23 protein-coding genes and 1 pseudogene are annotated in these 18,641 nt (G+C 70.7%); 12 read left to right on the top strand and 12 right to left on the bottom strand.

Features of this window, described 5'->3' with window-relative positions; translation table 11 throughout:
• The 4 genes and pseudogenes from glcE to glcF form a co-directional block, all read left to right on the top strand.
• Positions 1-345 (top strand): annotated as a pseudogene (gene glcE / locus HZ992_RS25605) (glycolate oxidase subunit GlcE); the annotation flags it as partial.
• Between the two features lie 19 nt (positions 346-364).
• On the top strand, positions 365-709 hold the full coding sequence (locus tag HZ992_RS25600; RefSeq protein WP_209384646.1) for a CidA/LrgA family protein: 345 nt from the start codon (positions 365-367) through the stop codon (positions 707-709).
• Between the two features lie 14 nt (positions 710-723).
• On the top strand, positions 724-1,437 hold the full coding sequence (locus tag HZ992_RS25595; RefSeq protein WP_209384645.1) for an LrgB family protein: 714 nt from the start codon (positions 724-726) through the stop codon (positions 1,435-1,437).
• A 25-nt stretch (positions 1,438-1,462) separates the two neighbouring features.
• Entirely contained in the window at positions 1,463-2,695 is a 1,233-nt protein-coding gene (glcF, locus tag HZ992_RS25590; RefSeq protein WP_209384644.1) for a glycolate oxidase subunit GlcF, read from the top strand.
• Here glcF and HZ992_RS25585 read toward each other — a convergent pair.
• Genes HZ992_RS25585 through HZ992_RS25575 form a run of 3 tightly spaced genes read right to left on the bottom strand, consistent with a single transcriptional unit; the run spans position 2,687 to position 5,369 of the window.
• Complete coding sequence (locus tag HZ992_RS25585) at positions 2,687-4,027, bottom strand: ATP-binding protein (protein ID WP_209384643.1); 1,341 nt, start codon at positions 4,025-4,027, stop codon at positions 2,687-2,689. The two genes, glcF and HZ992_RS25585, sit on opposite strands and share 9 nt — an antisense overlap.
• Complete coding sequence (locus HZ992_RS25580) at positions 4,024-4,704, bottom strand: response regulator (protein WP_209384642.1); 681 nt, start codon at positions 4,702-4,704, stop codon at positions 4,024-4,026. The genes HZ992_RS25585 and HZ992_RS25580 overlap by 4 nt, the downstream gene beginning before the upstream one ends.
• Positions 4,704-5,369: a DsbA family oxidoreductase gene (locus HZ992_RS25575; RefSeq protein WP_209384641.1), complete on the bottom strand. Its 666-nt coding sequence runs from the start codon at positions 5,367-5,369 to the stop codon at positions 4,704-4,706. Before HZ992_RS25575 ends, HZ992_RS25580 begins: the two co-directional genes overlap by 1 nt.
• Before the next feature lie 93 nt (positions 5,370-5,462).
• Here HZ992_RS25575 and HZ992_RS25570 point away from each other — a divergent pair, with 93 nt between their 5' ends.
• The 5 genes from HZ992_RS25570 to HZ992_RS25550 all read left to right on the top strand — a co-directional run bounded on the left by HZ992_RS25570 (position 5,463) and on the right by HZ992_RS25550 (position 8,800).
• Positions 5,463-6,248, top strand: coding sequence for a transporter substrate-binding domain-containing protein (locus HZ992_RS25570; RefSeq protein ID WP_209384640.1), 786 nt, complete (start codon positions 5,463-5,465; stop codon positions 6,246-6,248).
• A gap of 10 nt (positions 6,249-6,258) precedes the next feature.
• On the top strand, positions 6,259-6,936 hold the full coding sequence (locus HZ992_RS25565; RefSeq protein ID WP_209387307.1) for an amino acid ABC transporter permease: 678 nt from the start codon (positions 6,259-6,261) through the stop codon (positions 6,934-6,936).
• 20 nt (positions 6,937-6,956) lie between these two features.
• Positions 6,957-7,607, top strand: coding sequence for an amino acid ABC transporter permease (locus HZ992_RS25560; protein ID WP_209384639.1), 651 nt, complete (start codon positions 6,957-6,959; stop codon positions 7,605-7,607).
• Complete coding sequence (locus HZ992_RS25555; protein WP_305848838.1) at positions 7,597-8,346, top strand: amino acid ABC transporter ATP-binding protein; 750 nt, start codon at positions 7,597-7,599, stop codon at positions 8,344-8,346. The genes HZ992_RS25560 and HZ992_RS25555 overlap by 11 nt, the downstream gene beginning before the upstream one ends.
• Before the next feature lie 115 nt (positions 8,347-8,461).
• Positions 8,462-8,800 (top strand): hypothetical protein, encoded by a 339-nt coding sequence (locus HZ992_RS25550; protein WP_209384638.1) that lies wholly within the window; start codon positions 8,462-8,464, stop codon positions 8,798-8,800.
• Between the two features lie 15 nt (positions 8,801-8,815).
• On the opposite strand, the gene HZ992_RS25545 is transcribed toward HZ992_RS25550, so the two are convergent.
• The 3 genes from HZ992_RS25545 to HZ992_RS25535 all read right to left on the bottom strand — a co-directional run bounded on the left by HZ992_RS25545 (position 8,816) and on the right by HZ992_RS25535 (position 10,132).
• Positions 8,816-9,556 carry a glucose 1-dehydrogenase gene (locus HZ992_RS25545; protein ID WP_209384637.1) on the bottom strand — a complete coding sequence of 247 codons (741 nt, stop codon included), beginning with the start codon at positions 9,554-9,556 and terminating at the stop codon, positions 8,816-8,818.
• Between the two features lie 114 nt (positions 9,557-9,670).
• Positions 9,671-9,811, bottom strand: a complete 141-nt coding sequence (locus tag HZ992_RS25540; protein ID WP_209384636.1) for a hypothetical protein — start codon at positions 9,809-9,811, stop codon at positions 9,671-9,673.
• A 111-nt stretch (positions 9,812-9,922) separates the two neighbouring features.
• Entirely contained in the window at positions 9,923-10,132 is a 210-nt protein-coding gene (locus HZ992_RS25535; protein WP_209384635.1) for a hypothetical protein, read from the bottom strand.
• A 284-nt stretch (positions 10,133-10,416) separates the two neighbouring features.
• Between HZ992_RS25535 and HZ992_RS25530 the strand changes: the two genes are divergently transcribed.
• From HZ992_RS25530 to HZ992_RS25525, 3 genes are all read left to right on the top strand, one after another.
• Positions 10,417-10,836 (top strand): DsbA family protein, encoded by a 420-nt coding sequence (locus HZ992_RS25530; protein WP_245213309.1) that lies wholly within the window; start codon positions 10,417-10,419, stop codon positions 10,834-10,836.
• A complete protein-coding gene (locus HZ992_RS25965; RefSeq protein WP_245213308.1) occupies positions 10,833-11,021 on the top strand; it encodes a DsbA family protein in 189 nt (62 codons plus the stop codon). Before HZ992_RS25530 ends, HZ992_RS25965 begins: the two co-directional genes overlap by 4 nt.
• An 85-nt stretch (positions 11,022-11,106) precedes the next feature.
• A complete protein-coding gene (locus HZ992_RS25525) occupies positions 11,107-11,451 on the top strand; it encodes a hypothetical protein (RefSeq protein WP_209384634.1) in 345 nt (114 codons plus the stop codon).
• A gap of 16 nt (positions 11,452-11,467) precedes the next feature.
• On the opposite strand, the gene yjfF is transcribed toward HZ992_RS25525, so the two are convergent.
• From yjfF to araD1, 6 genes are all read right to left on the bottom strand, one after another.
• Positions 11,468-12,460 carry a galactofuranose ABC transporter, permease protein YjfF gene (gene yjfF / locus HZ992_RS25520; RefSeq protein ID WP_209384633.1) on the bottom strand — a complete coding sequence of 331 codons (993 nt, stop codon included), beginning with the start codon at positions 12,458-12,460 and terminating at the stop codon, positions 11,468-11,470.
• A complete protein-coding gene (locus HZ992_RS25515; RefSeq protein WP_209384632.1) occupies positions 12,457-13,476 on the bottom strand; it encodes an ABC transporter permease in 1,020 nt (339 codons plus the stop codon). The genes yjfF and HZ992_RS25515 overlap by 4 nt, the downstream gene beginning before the upstream one ends.
• Positions 13,473-14,999 (bottom strand): sugar ABC transporter ATP-binding protein, encoded by a 1,527-nt coding sequence (locus HZ992_RS25510; protein ID WP_245213307.1) that lies wholly within the window; start codon positions 14,997-14,999, stop codon positions 13,473-13,475. The genes HZ992_RS25515 and HZ992_RS25510 overlap by 4 nt, the downstream gene beginning before the upstream one ends.
• A gap of 105 nt (positions 15,000-15,104) precedes the next feature.
• The gene (locus HZ992_RS25505) at positions 15,105-16,070 is read right to left on the bottom strand and encodes an ABC transporter substrate-binding protein (protein ID WP_209384630.1); all 966 of its coding nucleotides are present in this window, start codon (positions 16,068-16,070) and stop codon (positions 15,105-15,107) included.
• A 112-nt stretch (positions 16,071-16,182) separates the two neighbouring features.
• The gene (locus tag HZ992_RS25500; protein WP_209384629.1) at positions 16,183-17,640 is read right to left on the bottom strand and encodes an aldehyde dehydrogenase family protein; all 1,458 of its coding nucleotides are present in this window, start codon (positions 17,638-17,640) and stop codon (positions 16,183-16,185) included.
• Positions 17,630-18,637 (bottom strand): AraD1 family protein, encoded by a 1,008-nt coding sequence (gene araD1 / locus HZ992_RS25495; RefSeq protein ID WP_209384628.1) that lies wholly within the window; start codon positions 18,635-18,637, stop codon positions 17,630-17,632. Before araD1 ends, HZ992_RS25500 begins: the two co-directional genes overlap by 11 nt.
• Between the last annotated feature and the right edge of the window lie 4 nt (positions 18,638-18,641).

Below are 18,641 nucleotides of genomic sequence, written 5' to 3'. Positions count from 1 at the left end.
CCAGCATGGCGGGTTCTTCGCAAGGCCGCCGCGGCGGTGGAGGGCGGTGCGCGGCTGTGGCGCCTGTCGGTGCCGCCGACCACGGCACCCATGTCGCTGCCTGGCGAGCAACTCGTCGAATGGGGCGGCGCACAGCGCTGGCTGTGCAGCGCCGGGCCGGCTTCGATCATCCGCGACGCGGCAGCGCGCGCCGGCGGCCACGCCACGCTGTTCCGCGGCAAGGACAAGTCGGCCGGCGCCTTCGCGCCGCTGAAGGCGCCGCTGGACCGCATCCACCGCGAGCTGAAGAAGTCCTTCGACCCGAGCGGCGTGTTCAACCCCGGCCGGCTCTACCCCGGCCTGTGACGGCACTCGCCGCCGCACCATGGACGCACTGAAGGGCCTGGCCTGGCTGCTGCTCGCGCAATCCGCGGGCGAAGTGCTGGCGCGATGGCTGCACCTGCCGTTGCCTGGCCCGGTGCTGGGCCTGCTGATCCTGCTCGTCGCACTGCGCTGGAACGTCGTACGCGCCCCGGTCGGCGCGGCAGCCGACGTGCTGCTCGGCCACCTCTCGCTGCTGTTCGTGCCGGTGGGCGTGGGCGTGATGACGCATGTCGGGCTGATCACGCAGTACGGCGCACGCATGCTGGTGGTCATCGTGCTGTCGACCTGGATCGGCATGGCCGTCACGGCGCTGGTGCTGCGCTCGCTGCTGCGCGCACGCGGCTGAACGAACGCGCCGCCATGCACAGCTTCGTCGAACTCTGGGTCTACCTCTCGGCCACGCCGCTGTTCGGGCTGACCGCGACGCTGGTGACGTACGTGCTCGCGCAGACCGTCTACGAACGCGTCGGCCAGGCGCCCTGGGCCAACCCGGTGCTGTGGACGGTGCTCACGCTGGCCGTGTTGCTGACGCTCAGTGGCACCGCCTACCCGACCTACTTCGCCGGCGCGCAGTTCATCCACTTCCTGCTCGGCCCCGCCGTGGTCGCGTTGGCCTGGCCGCTGTGGCAACGCCGCGCCGAGCTGCGTGCCCGCGCCTTGGCCGTGCTGGCGGCCGCGCTGGCCGGGGGTGCGGCGGCGGCCGGCTCGGCGGTCGGTCTGGGCTGGGCGCTCGGCCTGCCCGCGCCGGTGCTGCGCTCGCTGGCGCCCAAGTCGATCACCGCGCCGGTGGCCATGGGCATCGCCGAGCAGCTCGGCGGCATCCCGGCGCTGGCCGCGGCCTTCGCCGTGGTCACCGGCCTGGTGGGGGCGATCAGCGCCAAGTACCTGCTCGACGCGCTGCGCATCAGCCAGCCCGAGGTGCGCGGCTTCGCGCTGGGCACGGCGTCGCACGGCATCGGCGCCGCCCGCGCGATGCAGGTGCACGCCGATGCCGGGGCCTACGCCGGCCTGGCGCTGGGCGTGCAGGTGGTGCTGGCCGCGCTGCTGATGCCCTTCATCGCCCGACTGTTCTGACCTTCACGTTTCGCAGGACCCTTTCATGCAGACCACGCTCGCCCCCGAGTTCAAAGGCACGCGCGACGGCGATGCCGCCGAGGCCATCCTGCGCAAGTGCGTGCACTGCGGCTTCTGCACCGCCACCTGCCCGACCTACCAGCTGCTCGGCGACGAACTCGACGGCCCGCGCGGGCGCATCTACCTGATCAAGCAGGTGCTCGAGGGCAAGGCCGTCACGCGCAGCACGCAGCAGCACCTGGACCGCTGCCTGACCTGCCGCAACTGCGAGAGCACCTGCCCCTCGGGCGTGCAGTACGGGCACCTCGTCGACATCGGCCGCAAGCTGGTGGACGAGCGCGTCGAGCGGCCCGCCGGCGAGAAGGCCGTGCGCTGGCTGCTCAAGGAGGGCCTGACCTCGCCGCTGTTCGGCCCGGCGATGAAGATGGGGCAATGGGTGCGCCCGCTGCTGCCCGCCACGCTGCAGGCCAAGGTGCCGGGGCGCGCGCCCGCGAACGCGCACCGCTGGCCCACCCGCGAGCACGAGCGCAAGGTGCTGATGCTGATGGGCTGCGTGCAGCCGGCGATGATGCCCAACATCAACAGCGCCACCGCGCGCGTGCTCGACGCCGCCGGCATCCAGACGCTGGTGGCCGACGGCGCGGGCTGCTGCGGCGCGCTGCGCACGCACCTGAGCGACTCCGAAGGCGGCCTGGCCGACATGCGGCGCAACGTCGATGCGTGGTGGCCGCTGGTCTCGGCCGGCAAGGTCGAGGCGATCGTCATGAACGCCTCGGCCTGCGGCGCCACCGTGAAGGACTACGGCCACGCGCTGGCGCACGACCCGGCCTATGCCGAGCGCGCCCGGCGCATCACCGCGCTCACCAAGGACCTCAGCGAGCTGCTGCCCGACCTGGTGCCGCGCCTGAAGCCGAAGCTGCGCCGCCAGGGCGCGCGCAAGCTCGCCTTCCACCCGCCCTGCACGCTGCAGCACGGCCAGCAGCTGCGCGGCGGCGTCGAGACGCACCTGGGCGAGCTCGGCTTCGACGTGAAGCTCGCGGCGGTCGAGTCGCACCTGTGCTGCGGCTCCGCCGGCACCTACTCGGTGCTGCAGCCCGAGCTCTCGAACCAGTTGCGCGATCGCAAGCTCGGCCACCTGGCGCCGCTGGCGGCCGAGGTGATCGTGTCGGCCAACATCGGCTGCATCCAGCATCTGGGCAACGGCACGAGCACGCCGGTGCGCCACTGGGTCGAAGTGCTGGACGACGCCTTAGGCTGAGCGGCCCTCGCCGGCGCCGACTCGCACGCGCAGACCGCGGCCGCCCTCGCGCGGCTCGATCGCGACGTCCAGGCCGTGCAGCGCCGCGATGCGCTGCACGATCGACAGCCCCAGGCCGCTGCCCATCTCGTCGTGCCCGTCGGGGCGGTGGAAACGTTCTCCCAGGCGCGCGAGCTGGTCCGCGCCGATCGGCTCGGCATCGTTCTCGACCTCGAGAAACGATTCGCCGAAGCGCAACTGCACCGCCGTGCCGGCCGGCGCATAACGCACCGCGTTGTCGAGCAGGTTGCGCAGCAACACCGTGAGCAGGGCCTCGTCGCCCTGCAGCGGCAACGGCGCGCGGCCCTCGGGCTGCGGCCAGTCGCACGACAGCTCGATGCGCCGGCGCTCGGCCAGCGGCAGGCAGTCGCTCATCGCCTGCTCGACGATGCGCGGCCAGTCCACCGGCTGCCGCGAAGGCAGCTCGCCGCCGGCCTCCAGGCGCGACAGCATGAGCATCTGCGTGACCAGCCGGTCCAGCCTCTCCAGCCCTTGCCCGAGCCGCGATTCGGCCTCGCTGCGCGCCGGGCCAGGCGTGGCGCCGCGCAGCACGTCCCACTGGGCGCGCAGCGCCGCCAGCGGGGTGCGCAGTTCGTGCGCAGCATCGGCGGTGAAGCGGCGCTCGCGGGCCAGCGTGGCCTCGATGCGCGCGAACAGCCCGTTCATCGCGTGCACCAGCGGGCGCAGCTCGGCGGCGGTGGCGGCTTCGCCGAGCGGCTTCAGGTCGTCGGCGCCGCGAGAGCGCAGTTCGCCGCTGAGCGCGTGCAGCGGCGCGACGGCGCGCTTGACCGCCCAGGTCATCGCCAGCAGCAGCACCGGCAGCATCAGCACCCAGGGCAGCACCTGGCCGAGCGTGATGTTGCGCGTGAGCTCGTCGCGCTCGTGCGCCTTCTGCCCGGCGGCGACCAGCCAGTCGCCCCCCGCCGGGTGCAGGTAGTAGATGCGCCAGGCGGCGCCGTCGACGCGCGTGTCGACGAAGCCGTTCGACTCGGGCCGGTAGGGCAGGCGCACGCCTTCGCGGTCGGACCACAGCAGGTGGCCATCGCGAGCCCAGGCGGCGATGGCCAGCTCGCGCATGTCGGCTTCGCCGCGGTCGCCTTCGGTGGCCGCCGGCCCGGTGGCCGTGGTGGGGGTGACGATCAGCGAGGCCTGCCGCGCCAGCCGAATCAGCTCGGTGTCGTAGAGCTCGTCGACCTCGTGCCGAGCCAGCCGCAGCGAGACCACCAGCGCGACCAGCCACACCAGCGGCGCGGCGATCAGCAAGAACACCAGCAGCCTGCGTTGAAGGCTCACTGGGTGTCCTCCGCGCCCTCGGCCGGCCCGAGCGCGTAGCCCACGCCGCGCACCGTGCGGATGACGTCGCGCGCGAGCTTGCGGCGCAGGTGGTGTACATGCACCTCGAGCGTGTTGCTCTCCAGCGATTCGCCCCAGTCGTAGAGCTTCTCCTGCAGCTGTGCCTTGGAGAGGATGCGGTTCGGGTGCGCCATCAGCGCCTCGAGCAGCGCCAGCTCGCGCGCGGTCAGGTCCACCGGCGTGCCGTTCCACTGCACGCTGCGGCCCGCCGGGTCGTAGGCCAGCGCGCCGTGCCGCCACACGCTCTCGGCGCGGCCGCTGCTGCGCCGCGCCAGCGCGCGCAATCGCGCGGCCAGTTCGTCCAGCGTGATCGGCTTGACCAGGTAGTCGTCGGCGCCGGCATCGAGACCGGCGATGCGGTCCTGCACGCCGTCGCGCGCGGTGAGGATCAGCACCGGCATCGTGCGGCCCTCGCCGCGCCACTGGCGCAGCCAGCGCATGCCGTCGCCGCCGGGCAGGCCGAGGTCGAGCACCACCGCGTCGTAGGGCACGTCGGTGAGCGCCGCGTGGGCCCGCGTGCCGTCGCGGAACCAGTCGACCACGTGCTGGCGCTGGCGCAGCCCGGCGGCCAGGGCCTCGCCGAGCAGCGGGTCGTCTTCGACGACGAGCACGCGCATCAGGTTTCGGCAGCGATCTGCCGCAGGGCCTGCTCGAAGACCTCTGGCGGTTGCCCGCCGGCGATCAGGTGCCGGTCGTTGATGATCACCGCCGGCACCGAGTGGATGCCGGCATCGAGGTAGAGGCGTTCTCGCTCGCGCACCGCATCGGCGTATTCGTCGGAATCCACCACCTCGGCAGCACGTTCGGCGACCAGCCCGGCCTGTTCGGCGCAGGCCAGCAGCACCTCGCGCGCGCCCGGGTTCTCGCCGTCGGTGAAGTGCGCGCGCAGCAGCGCATGCTTGAGCGCGCGCTGCTGCGAGGCCCCGCCCTCCAACTCGGCCCAGTGCAGCAGCCGGTGGGCGTCGAAGGTGTTGTAGGTGCGGCTGCGCCGATCCATGCGGAACTCGAAGCCCACCGCGGCGCCGCGCACGGCGATGTGCTGCTGGTTCTGCGCCACCTGCTCGGCGCTCATGCCGTACTTCTTCGACAGGTAGGGCACGACCTCCGCGCCCTCGGGCCCCATGTCCGGGTGCAACTCGAAGGGCTGGACGTGCAACTGCACGGCGACCTCACCCTCCAGCCGCGACAGCGCGATCTCCAGCGCACTCAGGCCGATGGCGCACCAGGGGCAGACGATGTCGGAGACGAAGTCGATCTTCAGGGCGGGGACGGCGGTGTTCATGGCGCCAGTCTATCGGCAGCGGCTGACTCGGGCACGCGGCTTGCAGGTCGGGCCCCTGACCGCATCGACACGCACCACAACGGAGACTCCACCATGTACCGCCGCACGCTCCTGGCCGCCCTCGGCGCCGCCTCCCTGCTCACCTTCGGCGAGGCGCGTGCGCAAGCCGCGCTCGACGAGGTGATGGCGAAGAAGTTGATCACCATCGCCATCCTGACCGACTTCCCGCCCTACGGCTTCGTCGGCACCGACCTGAAGCCGCAGGGCCTGGACATCGACATGGCCAACCTGATCGCCGCCAAGCTCGGCGTGAAGGTCGAGCTGGTGCCGGTGACCAGCGCCAACCGCATCCCCTACCTGCAGACGAAGAAAGCCGATCTCGTCATCTCCACGCTGGGCAAGAACCCGGAGCGCGAGAAGGTGATCGACTTCAGCGCGGCCTACTCGCCCTTCTTCCAGGCGGTGTTCGCCGCCAAGGGCGTGGCCATCAAGGGCGCGGCCGACCTGGCCGGCAAGAGCGTGGGCGTGACGCGCGGCGCCATCGAAGACATGGAGCTGACGAAGATCGCCCCGGCCAGCGCCGACGTGAAGCGCTTCGAGGACAACAACGCCACCGTGTCGGCCTTCGTCTCCGGCCAGGTGCAGGCCATCGCCACCGGTGCCTCGGTGGCCGGCAACATGATGGCGCGCAACCCGCAGCTCGGCACCGAGTTCAAGTTCGTGCTGAAGGACTCGCCCAATTTCATCGGCGTGGCCAAGGGCGAGGACAAGCTGCGCGTCAAGGTCAACGAGATCATCGCGGCAGCCAAGGCCAGCGGCGAGATCGACAAGATGGCCGTGATGTGGCTGGGCCGGCCGGCCGGCGAACTGCCCAACTGAGCTCGATCCGATCGTGGTCAGCCTCGACTTCGGCGCGGTGCTCGCCGAGTGGCCGCAGCTGCTGCGCGGCGCGGCCTTCACGCTCGGGCTGACGGCGGTGTCCGCCGTGCTGGGCGTGGGCCTGGGCGTGGCCTGCGGCTGGGCGCGCGCCTGGGGGCCGGCGTGGCTGCGTGCGGTGGTCGGCGTCTACGTCGAGCTGATCCGCAACACGCCCTTCATCGTGCAGCTGTTCTTCATCTTCTTCGGGCTGCCCAGCCTGGGCGTCAAGCTGAATCCGGAGATCGCCTCGGTGATCGCCATGGTGGTCAACCTGGGCGCCTACGCCGCCGAGATCGCGCGCGCCGGCATCGAGGGCACGCCGCGCGGCCAGATCGAGGCGGCGCGCAGCCTGGCGATGACCGAGGCGCAGGTCTTCCTGCGGGTGGTGCTGCCGCCGGCGCTGGCACGCGTGTGGCCGGCGATGACCAGCCAGATCGTCATCGTCATGCTCGGCTCGGCGGTGTGCGGGCAGATCGCCGCGCAGGAGCTGAGCTACTTCGCCAACCTGATCCAGAGCCGCAACTTCCGCGCCTTCGAGTCCTTCATCGTCGCCACCGCGATCTACCTCGCGCTGTCGATCCTGCTGCGCCAGACGCTGAACTGGCTGGGCCCGAAGTGGATCTTCGGCCGCGTGCCGCAGGGCCGCTGAAGGCCTCTGGACTTCGGACCATGGTCGACTTCAGCCTCTGGGACATCTTCCGCAACCTGCTGATGGCGGCGCGCTGGACGGTGCTGCTGTCGCTGGTCGCCTTCGTCGGCGGCGGGCTGGTGGCGCTGGGCCTGCTGCTCGTGCGGCTGGCGAAGCTGCGCGGCGCGCAAACGGGCGTGTCGGCGTACGTGCAGCTGTTCCAGGGCACGCCGCTGCTGATGCAGCTGTTCCTCGCCTACTTCGGCCTCGCGCTGTTCGGCATCAACGTGCCGGCCTGGCTGGCCGCGGCGCTGGCACTGACGCTGTACACCAGCGCCTTCCTCACCGAGATCTGGCGCGGCTGCGTGAATGCCGTGCCCAAGGGCCAATGGGAGGCGGCGGCCAGCCTGGCGATGAGCTTTTCCGAGACCATGCGCCATGTCATCGGCCCGCAGGCGCTGCGCATCGCGCTGCCGCCGACGGTGGGCTTTCTCGTGCAGGTGATCAAGGGCACGGCGCTGGCCTCGGTGATCGGCTTCATCGAGCTGACCAAGGCCGGCACGATGATTACCAACGCCACCTTCAAGCCCTTCACCGTCTACGCCTGCGTGGCGCTGATGTACTTCCTGCTGTGCTGGCCGATCTCGGCCTGGAGCCGGCGACTCGAGAGGAGCTTCAAGCGTGAGCGCTGAACCTGAACAACCCATCGTCAAGGTCAGCGCGCTGCGCAAGCGCTTCGGCGAGAACGAGGTGCTCAAGGGCATCGACCTCGCCGTGCAGCGCGGCGAGGTGATCGCCATCATCGGCAAGAGCGGCTCGGGCAAGAGCACGCTGCTGCGCTGCATCAACGGGCTGGAGGAATTCCAGGAAGGCGCGCTCGAGGTCGACGGCCGGCCGCTGAAGCACGGCGATGCGAAGGCGATGCGCGCGCTGCGCCAGCACGTGGGCATGATCTTCCAGAGCTTCAACCTGTTCCCGCACCTCACCGTCGGCCGCAACGTCATGCTGGCGCCGACGCTGGTGAAGAGCGTGTCGGCCGACGAGGCCGGGCAGCGCGCCCGCAGCCTGCTCGCGCGTGTCGGCCTGGCGGAGAAGTTCGACGCCTGGCCCGACCAGCTCTCCGGCGGCCAGCAGCAGCGCGTGGCCATCGCCCGCGCGCTGGCGATGGCCCCCAGCGTGATGCTGTGCGACGAGATCACCTCGGCGCTCGACCCCGAGCTCGTCGGCGAGGTGCTGCGCGTCGTCGAGGGACTGGCCGAAGAAGGCATGACGCTGCTGATGGTCACGCACGAGATGAACTTCGCGCGCAAGGTCAGCGACCGCGTGGTCTTCATGCATGCCGGGCGCATCCACGAGATGGGGCCGCCGGCGCAGCTGTTCGGCGCGCCGCAGACGCCGGAGCTGCAGCAGTTCCTGTCGGCTTTGCACTGACGCGTGTACGCCAGCGCACAGAAGCCGGCGCGGGCAAGGGGCACAGTGCAGTCGGCGCAGCCTGCGCCTCGCCACGGTGCGATCCGGCCCGGGCGACGACCGCAGAGGCCTCGTCATGCGCCAGCGCCTCGCCTCCTTCACACTCGCCGCCCTGGCGGCGGCCTCCGTCAGCGCCCAGGCCTGCGACGGCGCACAGGCCATTGCCGTGCGACAGCCCGGTGACTATGGCCGAATCGACATCGGCGACTCGCCGCCGCCGGTGGTCTACGCGCAGCCGCTGGTGATCGATGCCTCGGCCGGCTCGACCCCCCAGGCGCCGGTCTACCTCTACGTGCCGCCGACGCAGAAGGGCCATTGGGGCCGTTACTGCAACCGCTACGCTGCCTGCGACCAGCCGGTGCTCTTCGTGCAGCACCGCTGGGTGATCGAGCGCTACACGCAGCACCGCGATTGAAGCGGCGCCGCGTGCTCAGATGCAGCGTCCGCCATCGACCTCCATCGCCACGCCGGTGATCATCGACGCCTCGTCGCTGCACAGGAAGCAGGCTGCGTTGCCGAGGTCTTCGGGCGTCGAGAAGCGCCCGATCGGGATGGTGGCTAGGAACTTCGCACGCATCGCCGGCGTGTCCTCGCCCATGAAGGTGGCCAGCAGCGGCGTCTCGCCGGCCACCGGGTTGAGTGCGACGACGCGGATGCCGAAGGGCGCGAGCTCGGCGGCCATCGAGCGCGTGGCGGTGATCACCCAGCCCTTGCTGGCGTTGTACCAGGTCAGCCGCGGCCGCGGGCTCACGCCGGCGGTGCTGGCCATGTTCAGGATGACGCCTCGGCCGGCCGCCTTCATGCGCGGCACGATCTCCACGGCGGCCAGGTAGATCGCCTTCATGTTGACCGCGACGATGCGGTCGAAGTCGTCTTCCGGCAGGCCTTCCAGCGGCTGGGGCAGGTGACCGATGCCGGCGTTGTTGACCAGGACGTCGAGCGCGCCGAAATGCGCGAAGGCCGCGTCGGCCATGGCCTTGACGTCGGCGGCGCGGCTCACGTCCACCCGTAGCCACTGCGCGCCGGTGGCCTGCGCGACGCGCTTGGCGGCCGCTTCGTCGCGGTCGGCGATGAGCACCTTGGCGCCCTCGGCGACGAACTTCCTCACGATGCCCTCGCCGAAGCCCGAGCCCCCGCCGGTGACGATGGCCGCCTTGCCCTGCAAACGCATGATGTGCCCGCCGTGAAGTTCAACGGCCTCGATTATCCGGCGCCCGAGGCAGCGCCGTGCGACCGGACTCCGCCTGCGGCGAAGGCGTGACGCGAATGGCCGTGGCCGGACTCGCTAGCGCTTCTTCACCTTGCCGGCAGCAGGTTTCGCCCGGCTGGGCTCGACGTAGTCGCCGATCACCGTCTTCACGGGGCAGACCTTCACGATCGGGCATCTTCGGCAGGTGATGGCGATGGCAATCGGGCAGAGCTTCATGGCAGGCACCTCGATGGTTGTGCACTCGCCTGCGGATGAAGCGAGTTCGCGTCGCCAATCTAGGCGAGCCGCGGCGATGCTTCTGTGCAGCAACGTACACGCAGGGGCAGTCTACGGACTGGTTCGCGCGGCCGGCCGTTTCAGCGTGAGCGTTGCGCGGACCGGCTTCCGGGGCGGCGTGGCCTTGCCCGGCTCGGCCGCCGTGTCCGGCGTGGACGTCGCGACCTTGCCGGGTGGCGGCGAGCCCTCGGCAGTGAAGTCGGCCTTCTGTTCCGCCAGGGTCTTCGGGGCGGGCACGGGGGTGGCTGCGGGCTTGTTCATGCCTGTGGCTTTCGCTGTGGTACGGAGCTCCACTTGTAGGCCGGCTGGTGACCGCCGTCTGTCTCTCAACGCACATGGCCTCGAGCACTGACCCTGGCCGGACAGGAACCACCGCGACCCAGGCCCGCAGCGGACAAGTTCCGCCGCCCGCCGCGTCTGTGCGTTGAAGAACAGACCCGGTGGTTCTGGGCAGCGACCATGGGCTTCAGCGTGAGATATCGAAGGCGACGGTCGTGGCCCGACAGCCCCGACGGGCTGCGCAACACCCACGGAAAGGCGCCACCATGAACGAGAAGACTGCCAGCGTGCATCGGGCCGGACCGGGCCAGGCGGGGGCGGGTCAGATCGGCCCCGGGGATGGCGCAGGCCGCGAAGCCGCCCTCGCGGCGGCCGACCACGTGCTGGGCGACGTGCACGCGAAGCTCACGCTGCTCGAATACGGCGACTACGAATCCCCGGCCTGCATGCGGGCCGAACCGCGGATCCAGCATCTGATGGGCGCGCACACGGGCCGTCTGTGCCTCGTGTTCCGGCACTTCCCGATGATGGAAGAGCATCCGCACGCCGAGCTCGCCGCGGAAGCCGCCGAAGCGGCGGCGGCGCAGGGCCGGTTCTGGCCGATGCACCGGCTCCTGTTGGCCCGGCCCATCACCTTGCGCCTGCGGCCCTGGCGGGCTATGCACAAAGCCTCGGGCTCGACATGAACCGCTTCAACGCCGAGATGGCCGATCGCATCTACACGCAACGCGTGCAGGAACATCGCCGCGCCGGCGAACACAGCGGCCTGCGGGCCACGCCGGCGTTCTTCCTGAACGGCCGCAGCGTGGACGTCTCGTCCGGACTCGAGGCGCTGGACGCGGCGGTCACGGCCGCGCTGAACCCGTCATGAAGGGCCGCCTCACCCGGCGCGATCGCCACAGCGTGAACAAGCCGAGCCGCCTGCTCGCACCACCATCCATTCCCCAGGAGAGCACATGAACGCAGCCATCAACCCCCTTCCGAAGTCCACGCCCACCGACGGAGACCTCGCTGAGCAGGCCCGCCCCGGCCATGGCGTTCCGTCCCAGGACCCGGACCCCAAGGCACAGTTGCCCCTGGAACCCGGAGAGGCCGAGCGTGAAGCCAACTCGGTGCTGACCGGCGGTGGCGTCATGGTGGGCGTGGCCACGGGTGCCGCCATCGGCAGCGTGGTCGCGGGCCCGGTGGGTGCGGTGGTCGGTGGCACGGTCGGTGCCGTCGCAGGCGCGCTGGGCGGCGCCGCGGCCGGCTCCCTGGTGAACACAGACGACCCGAAAGCCGCGGCGACCCCACCGGCCTGACTGCGCGAGCCTGCCACTAGCCTGGTGACTGGCCGCTCCGCCCCCGGTGCGCCAGTTCCATGCCCCGCTGCAGCACGCAGAACACGCCGAGCAGCGCACCGATCACGATGCGCGTCCACCAGGAGCTGAGCGTGCCGTCGAAGCTGATCAGCGTCTGGATCACGCCGAGCATCAGCACGCCGGTGAGCGTGCCCATCACGTAGCCGACCCCGCCGGTCAGCAACGCGCCGCCGATCACCGTGGCGGCGATGGCATCGAGCTCGAGTCCCTGCGCGTGCAATCCGTAACCCGACAGCGTGTAGATCGCGAACAGCACGCCGCCGAGCGCCGAGCAGCCGCCGCTGAGCGCATACACGGCGATGCGTGTGCGCGCCACCGGCAGGCCCATCAGCAGCGCCGAGCGCTCGTTGCCGCCGACGGCATAGACCGCGCGGCCGAAGGGCGTGCCGTGAGCCAGCCACACCGCTGCGGCCAGCACCCCCGCGGCCACCACCACGCCGGGCGAGACTTCGCCGAGCCCGCCCAGCGGCACTCGCGCCTGCGACCAGGCGGTGAGCGTCGGCTCGCTGATCGCGATCGAGTCGATGCTGATCAGGTAGCACAGGCCTCGTGCGAGGAACATGCCGGCCAGCGTGACGATGAAGGCCGGGATCTGGAAGGTCTGGATCACGAAGCCCATCGCTGCGCCGAAGAGCGTGCCGCCGATCAGCACGATGGCGATCATCAGTGCCGGTGGCCACTGCGCGCGCTCCACGCCCCAGGCCAGCACCATGGTCGTCAGCGCCACCACCGAGCCTACCGACAGGTCGATGCCGCCGGACAGGATCACGAAGGTCATGCCGATCGCCACCACCAGCAGGAAGGCGTTGTCGATCAGCAGGTTGAGCAGCACCTGGCCGGAGAAGAAGCCGCGGTAGGCGAACGAACCGGCGGCGAACATGGCCGCGAAGAGCAGCACCGCCACCCAGCTCGGCAGCGTCTGCGCGTTCAGCCTCGGCACGAACTTCATGCGGCCACCCGCCGCTTCGTCAGCCAGCTGCGCAGCTCGAGCGATTGCACCAGGCACACGGCGAACACCACCACCGCCTTGACGACCAGATTGACCTCGGGCGGCACGCCCAGCGAGTAGATGCTGGTGGTGAGCGTCTGGATGATCAGCGCGCCCAGCACGCTGCCGCGCAAGCTGAAGCGCCCGCCCAGCAGCGAGGTGCCGCCCAGGGTGACGGCGAGGATCGCGTCCAGCTCGAGCAGCTGCCCGGCGTTGTTGCCGTCGGCGCTCTTCACGTTCGAGCTGATCATCAACCCCGCGATGCCGGCGGTCAGGCCGCAGAAGGCGTACACGGCGATCAGCAAACCGCGCGCGTTGATGCCCGACAGCCGTGCCGCCGCCGGGTTGCCGCCACTGGCCTGGATGAACAGGCCCAGCGCCGTGCGGTGTTTCAGCCAGGCCATCAGCGCGAGCAACGCGGCCACCAGCCACAGCGCGAAGGGGAGGCCGAGCAGGTGGCCCGCACCGATGAAGAAGTAGGGCGGGTGGTAGATGGTGATGATCTGCCCGCCAGTGATGAGCTGCGCGATGCCACGCCCGGCCACCATCAGGATCAGCGTGGCGATGATCGGCTGGATGCCCACGCTGGCCACCAGCACGCCATTGAACAGGCCGCACAGCGCCGCGGCGGCCAGCGCGGCGAGCAGCGCCAAAGGCATCGCAACGCTCGGTGCATGGACTTGCTGGCCGTCGACGATGACCAGCTTGCCGCCGATCAGCGAGGCCGCCACCGCCGCCGCGATGGCCACCACCGCGCCCACCGAGATGTCGATGCCGCGCGTGGCGATCACCACCGTCATGCCCAGCGCCACAGTCATCAGCGGCGCGGCGCGGTTGAGGATGTCGATGAGCGCGCCGTACAGGTGCCCGTCGCGCCAGGAGAGCGCGAAGAACTGCGGGTTGAGCACGCCGTTGGCGGCCAACAGCAGCACGAGTACGAGCGCCGGCCAGAACTGGGGGCTTCGGGTCAGCCTCATGCAGGCTGCTCCTCGGCGGCGTCGTGCCCGGCGATGATGCGCAGCAGGCCTGCTTCGTCGAGCGTCTCGGCCGGCAGTTCGGCCACCTTGCGGCGGTCGCGCAGCACGACGATGCGGTGGCTGGTGTGCAGCACTTCTTCCAGCTCCGCGGAGATGAACACGATCGCCAGGCCCTCGCCGCACAGCGCGAGCACGCGCTCCATGATCTCCTGCTTGGCCGCCACGTCGATGCCGCGCGTGGGCTCGTCGAGGATCAGCAGGCGCGGCTGCGTGGCCAGCCAGCGCGCGATGATGGCCTTCTGCTGGTTGCCGCCGGAGAGCTGGCCGATCGGCGTCTCGGCGTCGGCCGTCTTGATGCCCAGCGCGGCGATGTAGCGCTCGGCCAGCTCGCGCTGCTCGCGCGCGCCGAGGTGGCGGAACACGCCGCGGCGCGCCTGCAGCGCCAGCACGATGTTCTCGCGCACGCTCAGCTCGGCGACGATGCCCTCGGTCTTGCGCTCCTCCGGGCAGAAGGCGATGCCGGCGTTCAGCGCGTCGCGCGGCGAACGCAGGCGCAGCGGCGCGTCGTCGATGCGGATCTCGCCGCTGTCGGCGCGGTCGGCGCCGAACAGCAGCCGCGCCGCCTCGGTGCGGCCGGAACCTAGCAGCCCGGCCAGGCCGAGCACCTCGCCGCTGTTGATCGTCAGGTCCAGCGGCTGCAGGCTGCCGCGCCGGCCCAGGCCGTTCGCCTGCATCAGCGCGCGCGGCTGCGCCTTCGGCGCCCGTGCACCGGCCAGGTCCGCCGCCGCCATCGTGCGCCCGACCATCAGGCTGACCAGTTGCAGCCGCGACAACTCGGCGCTGGCGTGCTCGCCGACCACGCGGCCGTTGCGCATCACCGTGATGCGGTCGGACATCGCATAGGCCTGCTCGAGGAAGTGGGTGACGAACAGGATCGCCACGCCCCGCGCCTTCAGCCGGCGCATCACCGCGAAGAGGCGCTCGGTCTCGGCTTCGTCGAGGCTGGAGGTCGGCTCGTCGAGGATGAGCAGCCGCGCGTCCTGGCTCACAGCGCGTGCGATCGCCACCATCTGCTGCACGGCCACTGGGTACTCGCCGAGCGTGCGGTCCGGGTCGACTTCGATCTGCAGCGGCTCGAGGCTGGCCAGCGCCATGCGGCGCACCGCGCCCCAGTCGATCCAGCCCCAGCGGCGCGGCATGCGGCCGGCGAGGATGTTCTCTGCCACCGAGAGGTTGGGGCAGAGGTTGACCTCCTGGTAGACGGTGGCGATGCCCAGCGCCTGCGCGGCCTGCGGCGACTCGGGCCGGATCTCGCGGCCGGCCAGGCGCATGGTGCCGCTGTCAGCCGGGTGCACACCCGTCAGCACCTTGATCAGCGTCGACTTGCCCGCGCCGTTCTGGCCCATCAGCGCATGCACCTCGCCCGGCCACAGGCGCAGCCGCGCGTCCTGCAGCGCCGTGACGCCGACGAAGGTCTTGCCGATGCCGATCAGATCGAGGACGGGTTCGGTGGCGGTGCTCATCATGAAAAAAGGGCCCGTGCGCGCCGCTCGTGCGCACAGGCCAATCCCTGGCCGGAAAGGAGACAGCGCATCCCGCCGGGGTTCCGGAGCGGGTTGCTCGCGATCTCAGTACTTGCGTTTCGGGAATTCCTTGGCGGCCACTTCCATCGGGAAGATACCTTCTTCGGTGACGATGCGCCGCGGCAGCGTCTTGCCGGCCTTCAGGTCCTTCACCGCCTGCATCAGCTGCGGCCCGAGCAGCGGGCTGCACTCGACGCTGACGTTGAGCTTGCCGGCCATCATCGCCTCGAAGGCGCCCTTCACGGCGTCGATCGAGATGATGGTGATGTCCTTCGCGGGCTTCATGCCGGCTTCCTCGATGGCCTGGATCGCGCCGATCGCCATGTCGTCGTTGTGCGCGTAGAGCACGTTGATCTTCTTGCCCTCGGCCTTCAGGAAGGCTTCCATCACCTCCTTGCCCTTGGCGCGCGTGAAGTCGCCGGTCTGCGAGCGGATGATCTTGAAGCGCGGGTCGGCCTTGATGATCTCCTCGAAGCCCTTCTTGCGGTCGATCGCCGGCGCCGAGCCCACCGTGCCCTGCAGCTCGACGATGTTCACGTCGCCGGCCTTGCCCTTCATGTTCTCCAGCAGCCAGCGGCCGGCCTTGCGGCCTTCCTCGACGAAGTCCGAGCCCATGAAGCTGACCCACAGGCTGTCGTCCTTCTCGTTGACGGCGCGGTCGGACAGGATCACCGGGATCTTCGCGGCCTTGGCTTCGCGCAGCACCGTGCCCCAGCCCGACTCGACCACCGGCGAGAAGGCGATCACGTCGACCTTCTGCGCGATGAAGGAGCGGATCGCCTTGATCTGGTTCTCCTGCTTCTGCTGCGCGTCGGAGAACTTCAGCTCGATGCCGGCCTCCTTGGCGGCGGACTTGATCGACTCGCTGTTGGCAGTGCGCCATTCCGACTCGGCGCCGATCTGCGAGAAGCCGAGCACGATCTTGCCCTGCGCGCGGGCCAGGCCCGGCCAGGCGGCCACCACCGGCACGGCGCCGAGGGCTGCGATCACTTGTCGTCTGGATGTCGTCATGTTGTCTCCTGGGTCTGGACGGCGTGGTCTTGGTGCTGGCGCCGGCGGGCCGTCGATCGGCCGGTCGCTGCGTTAGAAATCGTTGTCAGAGATGACGTGGCCTTTGCAGCGATCACGCCGCCTGCACGTAGGCCGTCTTCACCGTCGTGTAGAACTCGACGGCATGACGGCCCTGCTCGCGCGGCCCGTGGCTCGAGGCCTTGCGCCCGCCGAAGGGCACGTGCGGGTCGACGCCGGCGGTGGGCAGGTTGACCATCACCATGCCAGCCTGCGCATGGCGCTTGAAGTGCGTGGCGCGCGCCAGCGAATCGGTGCAGATGCCGGCGCACAGGCCGAAGGGCGTGTCGTTGGCCAGGGCCAGCGCGTGCTCGTAGTCGTCGGCGCGGATCAGGCAGGCCACGGGCCCGAAGATCTCCTCGCGCGCGATGCGGTGGCGCGGCTGCGCGATGAACAGCGCCGGGCTCATGTAGTGGCCGCGCGTCGGGCGCTCCAGCGCCTCGCCGCCGCACAGCCATTCGGCGCCTTCGCTGCGGCCGATGTCGACGTACGACAGATCCTGCGCGAGCTGATCGGCGCTGACCACCGGGCCGATCTGCGTGCCACGTTCCAGCGCGTGGCCGACCACCAGCGCCGCGGTGCGCTGGCGCATCAGTGACGCGAAACGATCGAACACCGGCGCCTCGACGATGATCCGGCTCGACGCCGTGCAGCGCTGGCCGGTGGAATAGAAGGCACCCTGGATCGCATGCTCGACAGCGCGCTCGAGCGCCGCATCGGCCAGCACCACCAGCGGGTTCTTGCCGCCCATCTCGAGCTGCACACGGGCGCGTCGCGCGGTGGCGGTGGCCAGCAGCGCCTCGCCCACCGGCACCGAGCCGGTGAAGCTGATCGCGTCGACCAGCGGGCTCTCGACGATCGTCTGGCCGACACGCCGCCCGCTGCCCAGCACGAGGTTGAAGGCGCCCGCAGGCAGGCCCGAGCGGCTGATGATCTCGGCCAGCGCCCAGGCGCAGCCCGGCACCAGCTCGGCGGGCTTGAACACCACCGTATTGCCGTAGGCGAGCGCCGGCGCGATCTTCCAGGCGGGGATGGCGAGCGGGAAGTTCCACGGCGCGATCAGCCCGACCACGCCGACGGGCTCGCGCGTGACCTCGACCTCCACACCCGGGCGCACCGAAGCGAGCTTCTCGCCGGGGATGCGCAGCGCCTCGCCGGCGAAGAACTTGAAGATCTGGCCGGCGCGCGCGGCTTCACCGATCGCCTCGGGCAGCGTCTTGCCCTCTTCGCGGGCGAGCAGCGCGCCGAGTTCGTCCTTGCGCGCGAGCACCTCGCTGCCGATGAAGTCGAGCACCTCGGCGCGGCGCTGCGGCGTGCTGTGCGCCCAGGCCTCGCGCGCATCGGCGGCGGCGCGGATGGCCGACTCGGCCTGCGCCGCATCGGCGCGTGCGAACTCGCCCACCACGTCGGCCAGGTCCGAGGGGTTCTCGCTCACGCCGAGCGTGACGCCGGTCTCCCAGCGGCCGTTGATGTAGTGCTTGAAGTGCGTGGCCATGGTGTCGTCAGAGCGCATGCACCGCGCCGGGCGCGAAGACGCGGGTGTCGGCGGTCAGCGGGTTGACCAGCGCGGCGCCGAAGGCGGGCTGCTCGATCTCGAACAGGTCGCCCGGCTCGACGTGGAAACCATCCGCGAAGCTCAGCGTGGCGGTGCCGAAGAAATGCAGGTGCACGTCGCCGGGGCGGCGGTGCTGCGCGTACTTGAAGTGGTGGTACTCGAGGTTGAGCAGCGTGTGGCACATGTTGGCCTCGCCGGTGGCGAAGGGCTTCTCCCACACCACGCGCTCGCCGCGGCGGATGCGGCTCGTGCCCTGCAGGTCGGCCGGCAGCGGGCCGCTGCGCAGCTCGGGCCCGACGGCGCAGGCGCGCAGCTTCGAATGCGCGAGGTAGAGGTAGTTCTGCCGCTCGGTGACGTGGTCGGAGAACTCGTTGCCCACCGCGAAGCCGAGCCGGCAGGGCGTGCCGTCGGGCGCGATCCAGTACAGGCCGACGAGCTCGGGCTCCTCGCCGCCGTCGAGCGCGAAGTTCGGCGACGGCAAGGCTGCGCCGGGCGCGACGACGATGCTGCCGTCGCCCTTGTAGAACCACTCGGGTTGCACGCCGGCCGCGCCCGCGGCGGGGCGCCCGCCCTCCAGACCCCACTTGAACATGCGCATCGAGTCGGTGAGCGCCGATTCCTCCTGCGCGTGGACCTTGTGGTGCATGGCGTCGCGCGTGGCCGCGCTGCCCAGGTGGGTGAGGCCGGTGCCGGTGACCAGGCAGCGCGACGGGTCGTCGTGCATCAGCGGCGTGAGCACGCGCAGGCTGTCGAGCAGGCGCGCCAGCGGCGCCGGCTCGAGCGCGCCCAGGCGCAACTCGGCCATCTGCTCCAAGGGCAGCGCATGCGCAAAGGCCGCCTGGGCCAGCGCCACGGTGCTGGCCACGCCGTCCAGCCGCCGCACGCGGCCGGCATCGGTGCTGGTGCAGCCCACGCGCTGGTTGCCGTCGTCGTCGAGGTACTGGATGAATCGCATGGTG

The sequence above is a fragment of the Rhizobacter sp. AJA081-3 genome (assembly GCF_017795745.1).
Classification (GTDB): domain Bacteria; phylum Pseudomonadota; class Gammaproteobacteria; order Burkholderiales; family Burkholderiaceae_C; genus Piscinibacter.
The sequence above is the reverse complement of the archived record's forward strand: the minus strand, read 5'-3'. Positions and strand labels throughout refer to the sequence as shown.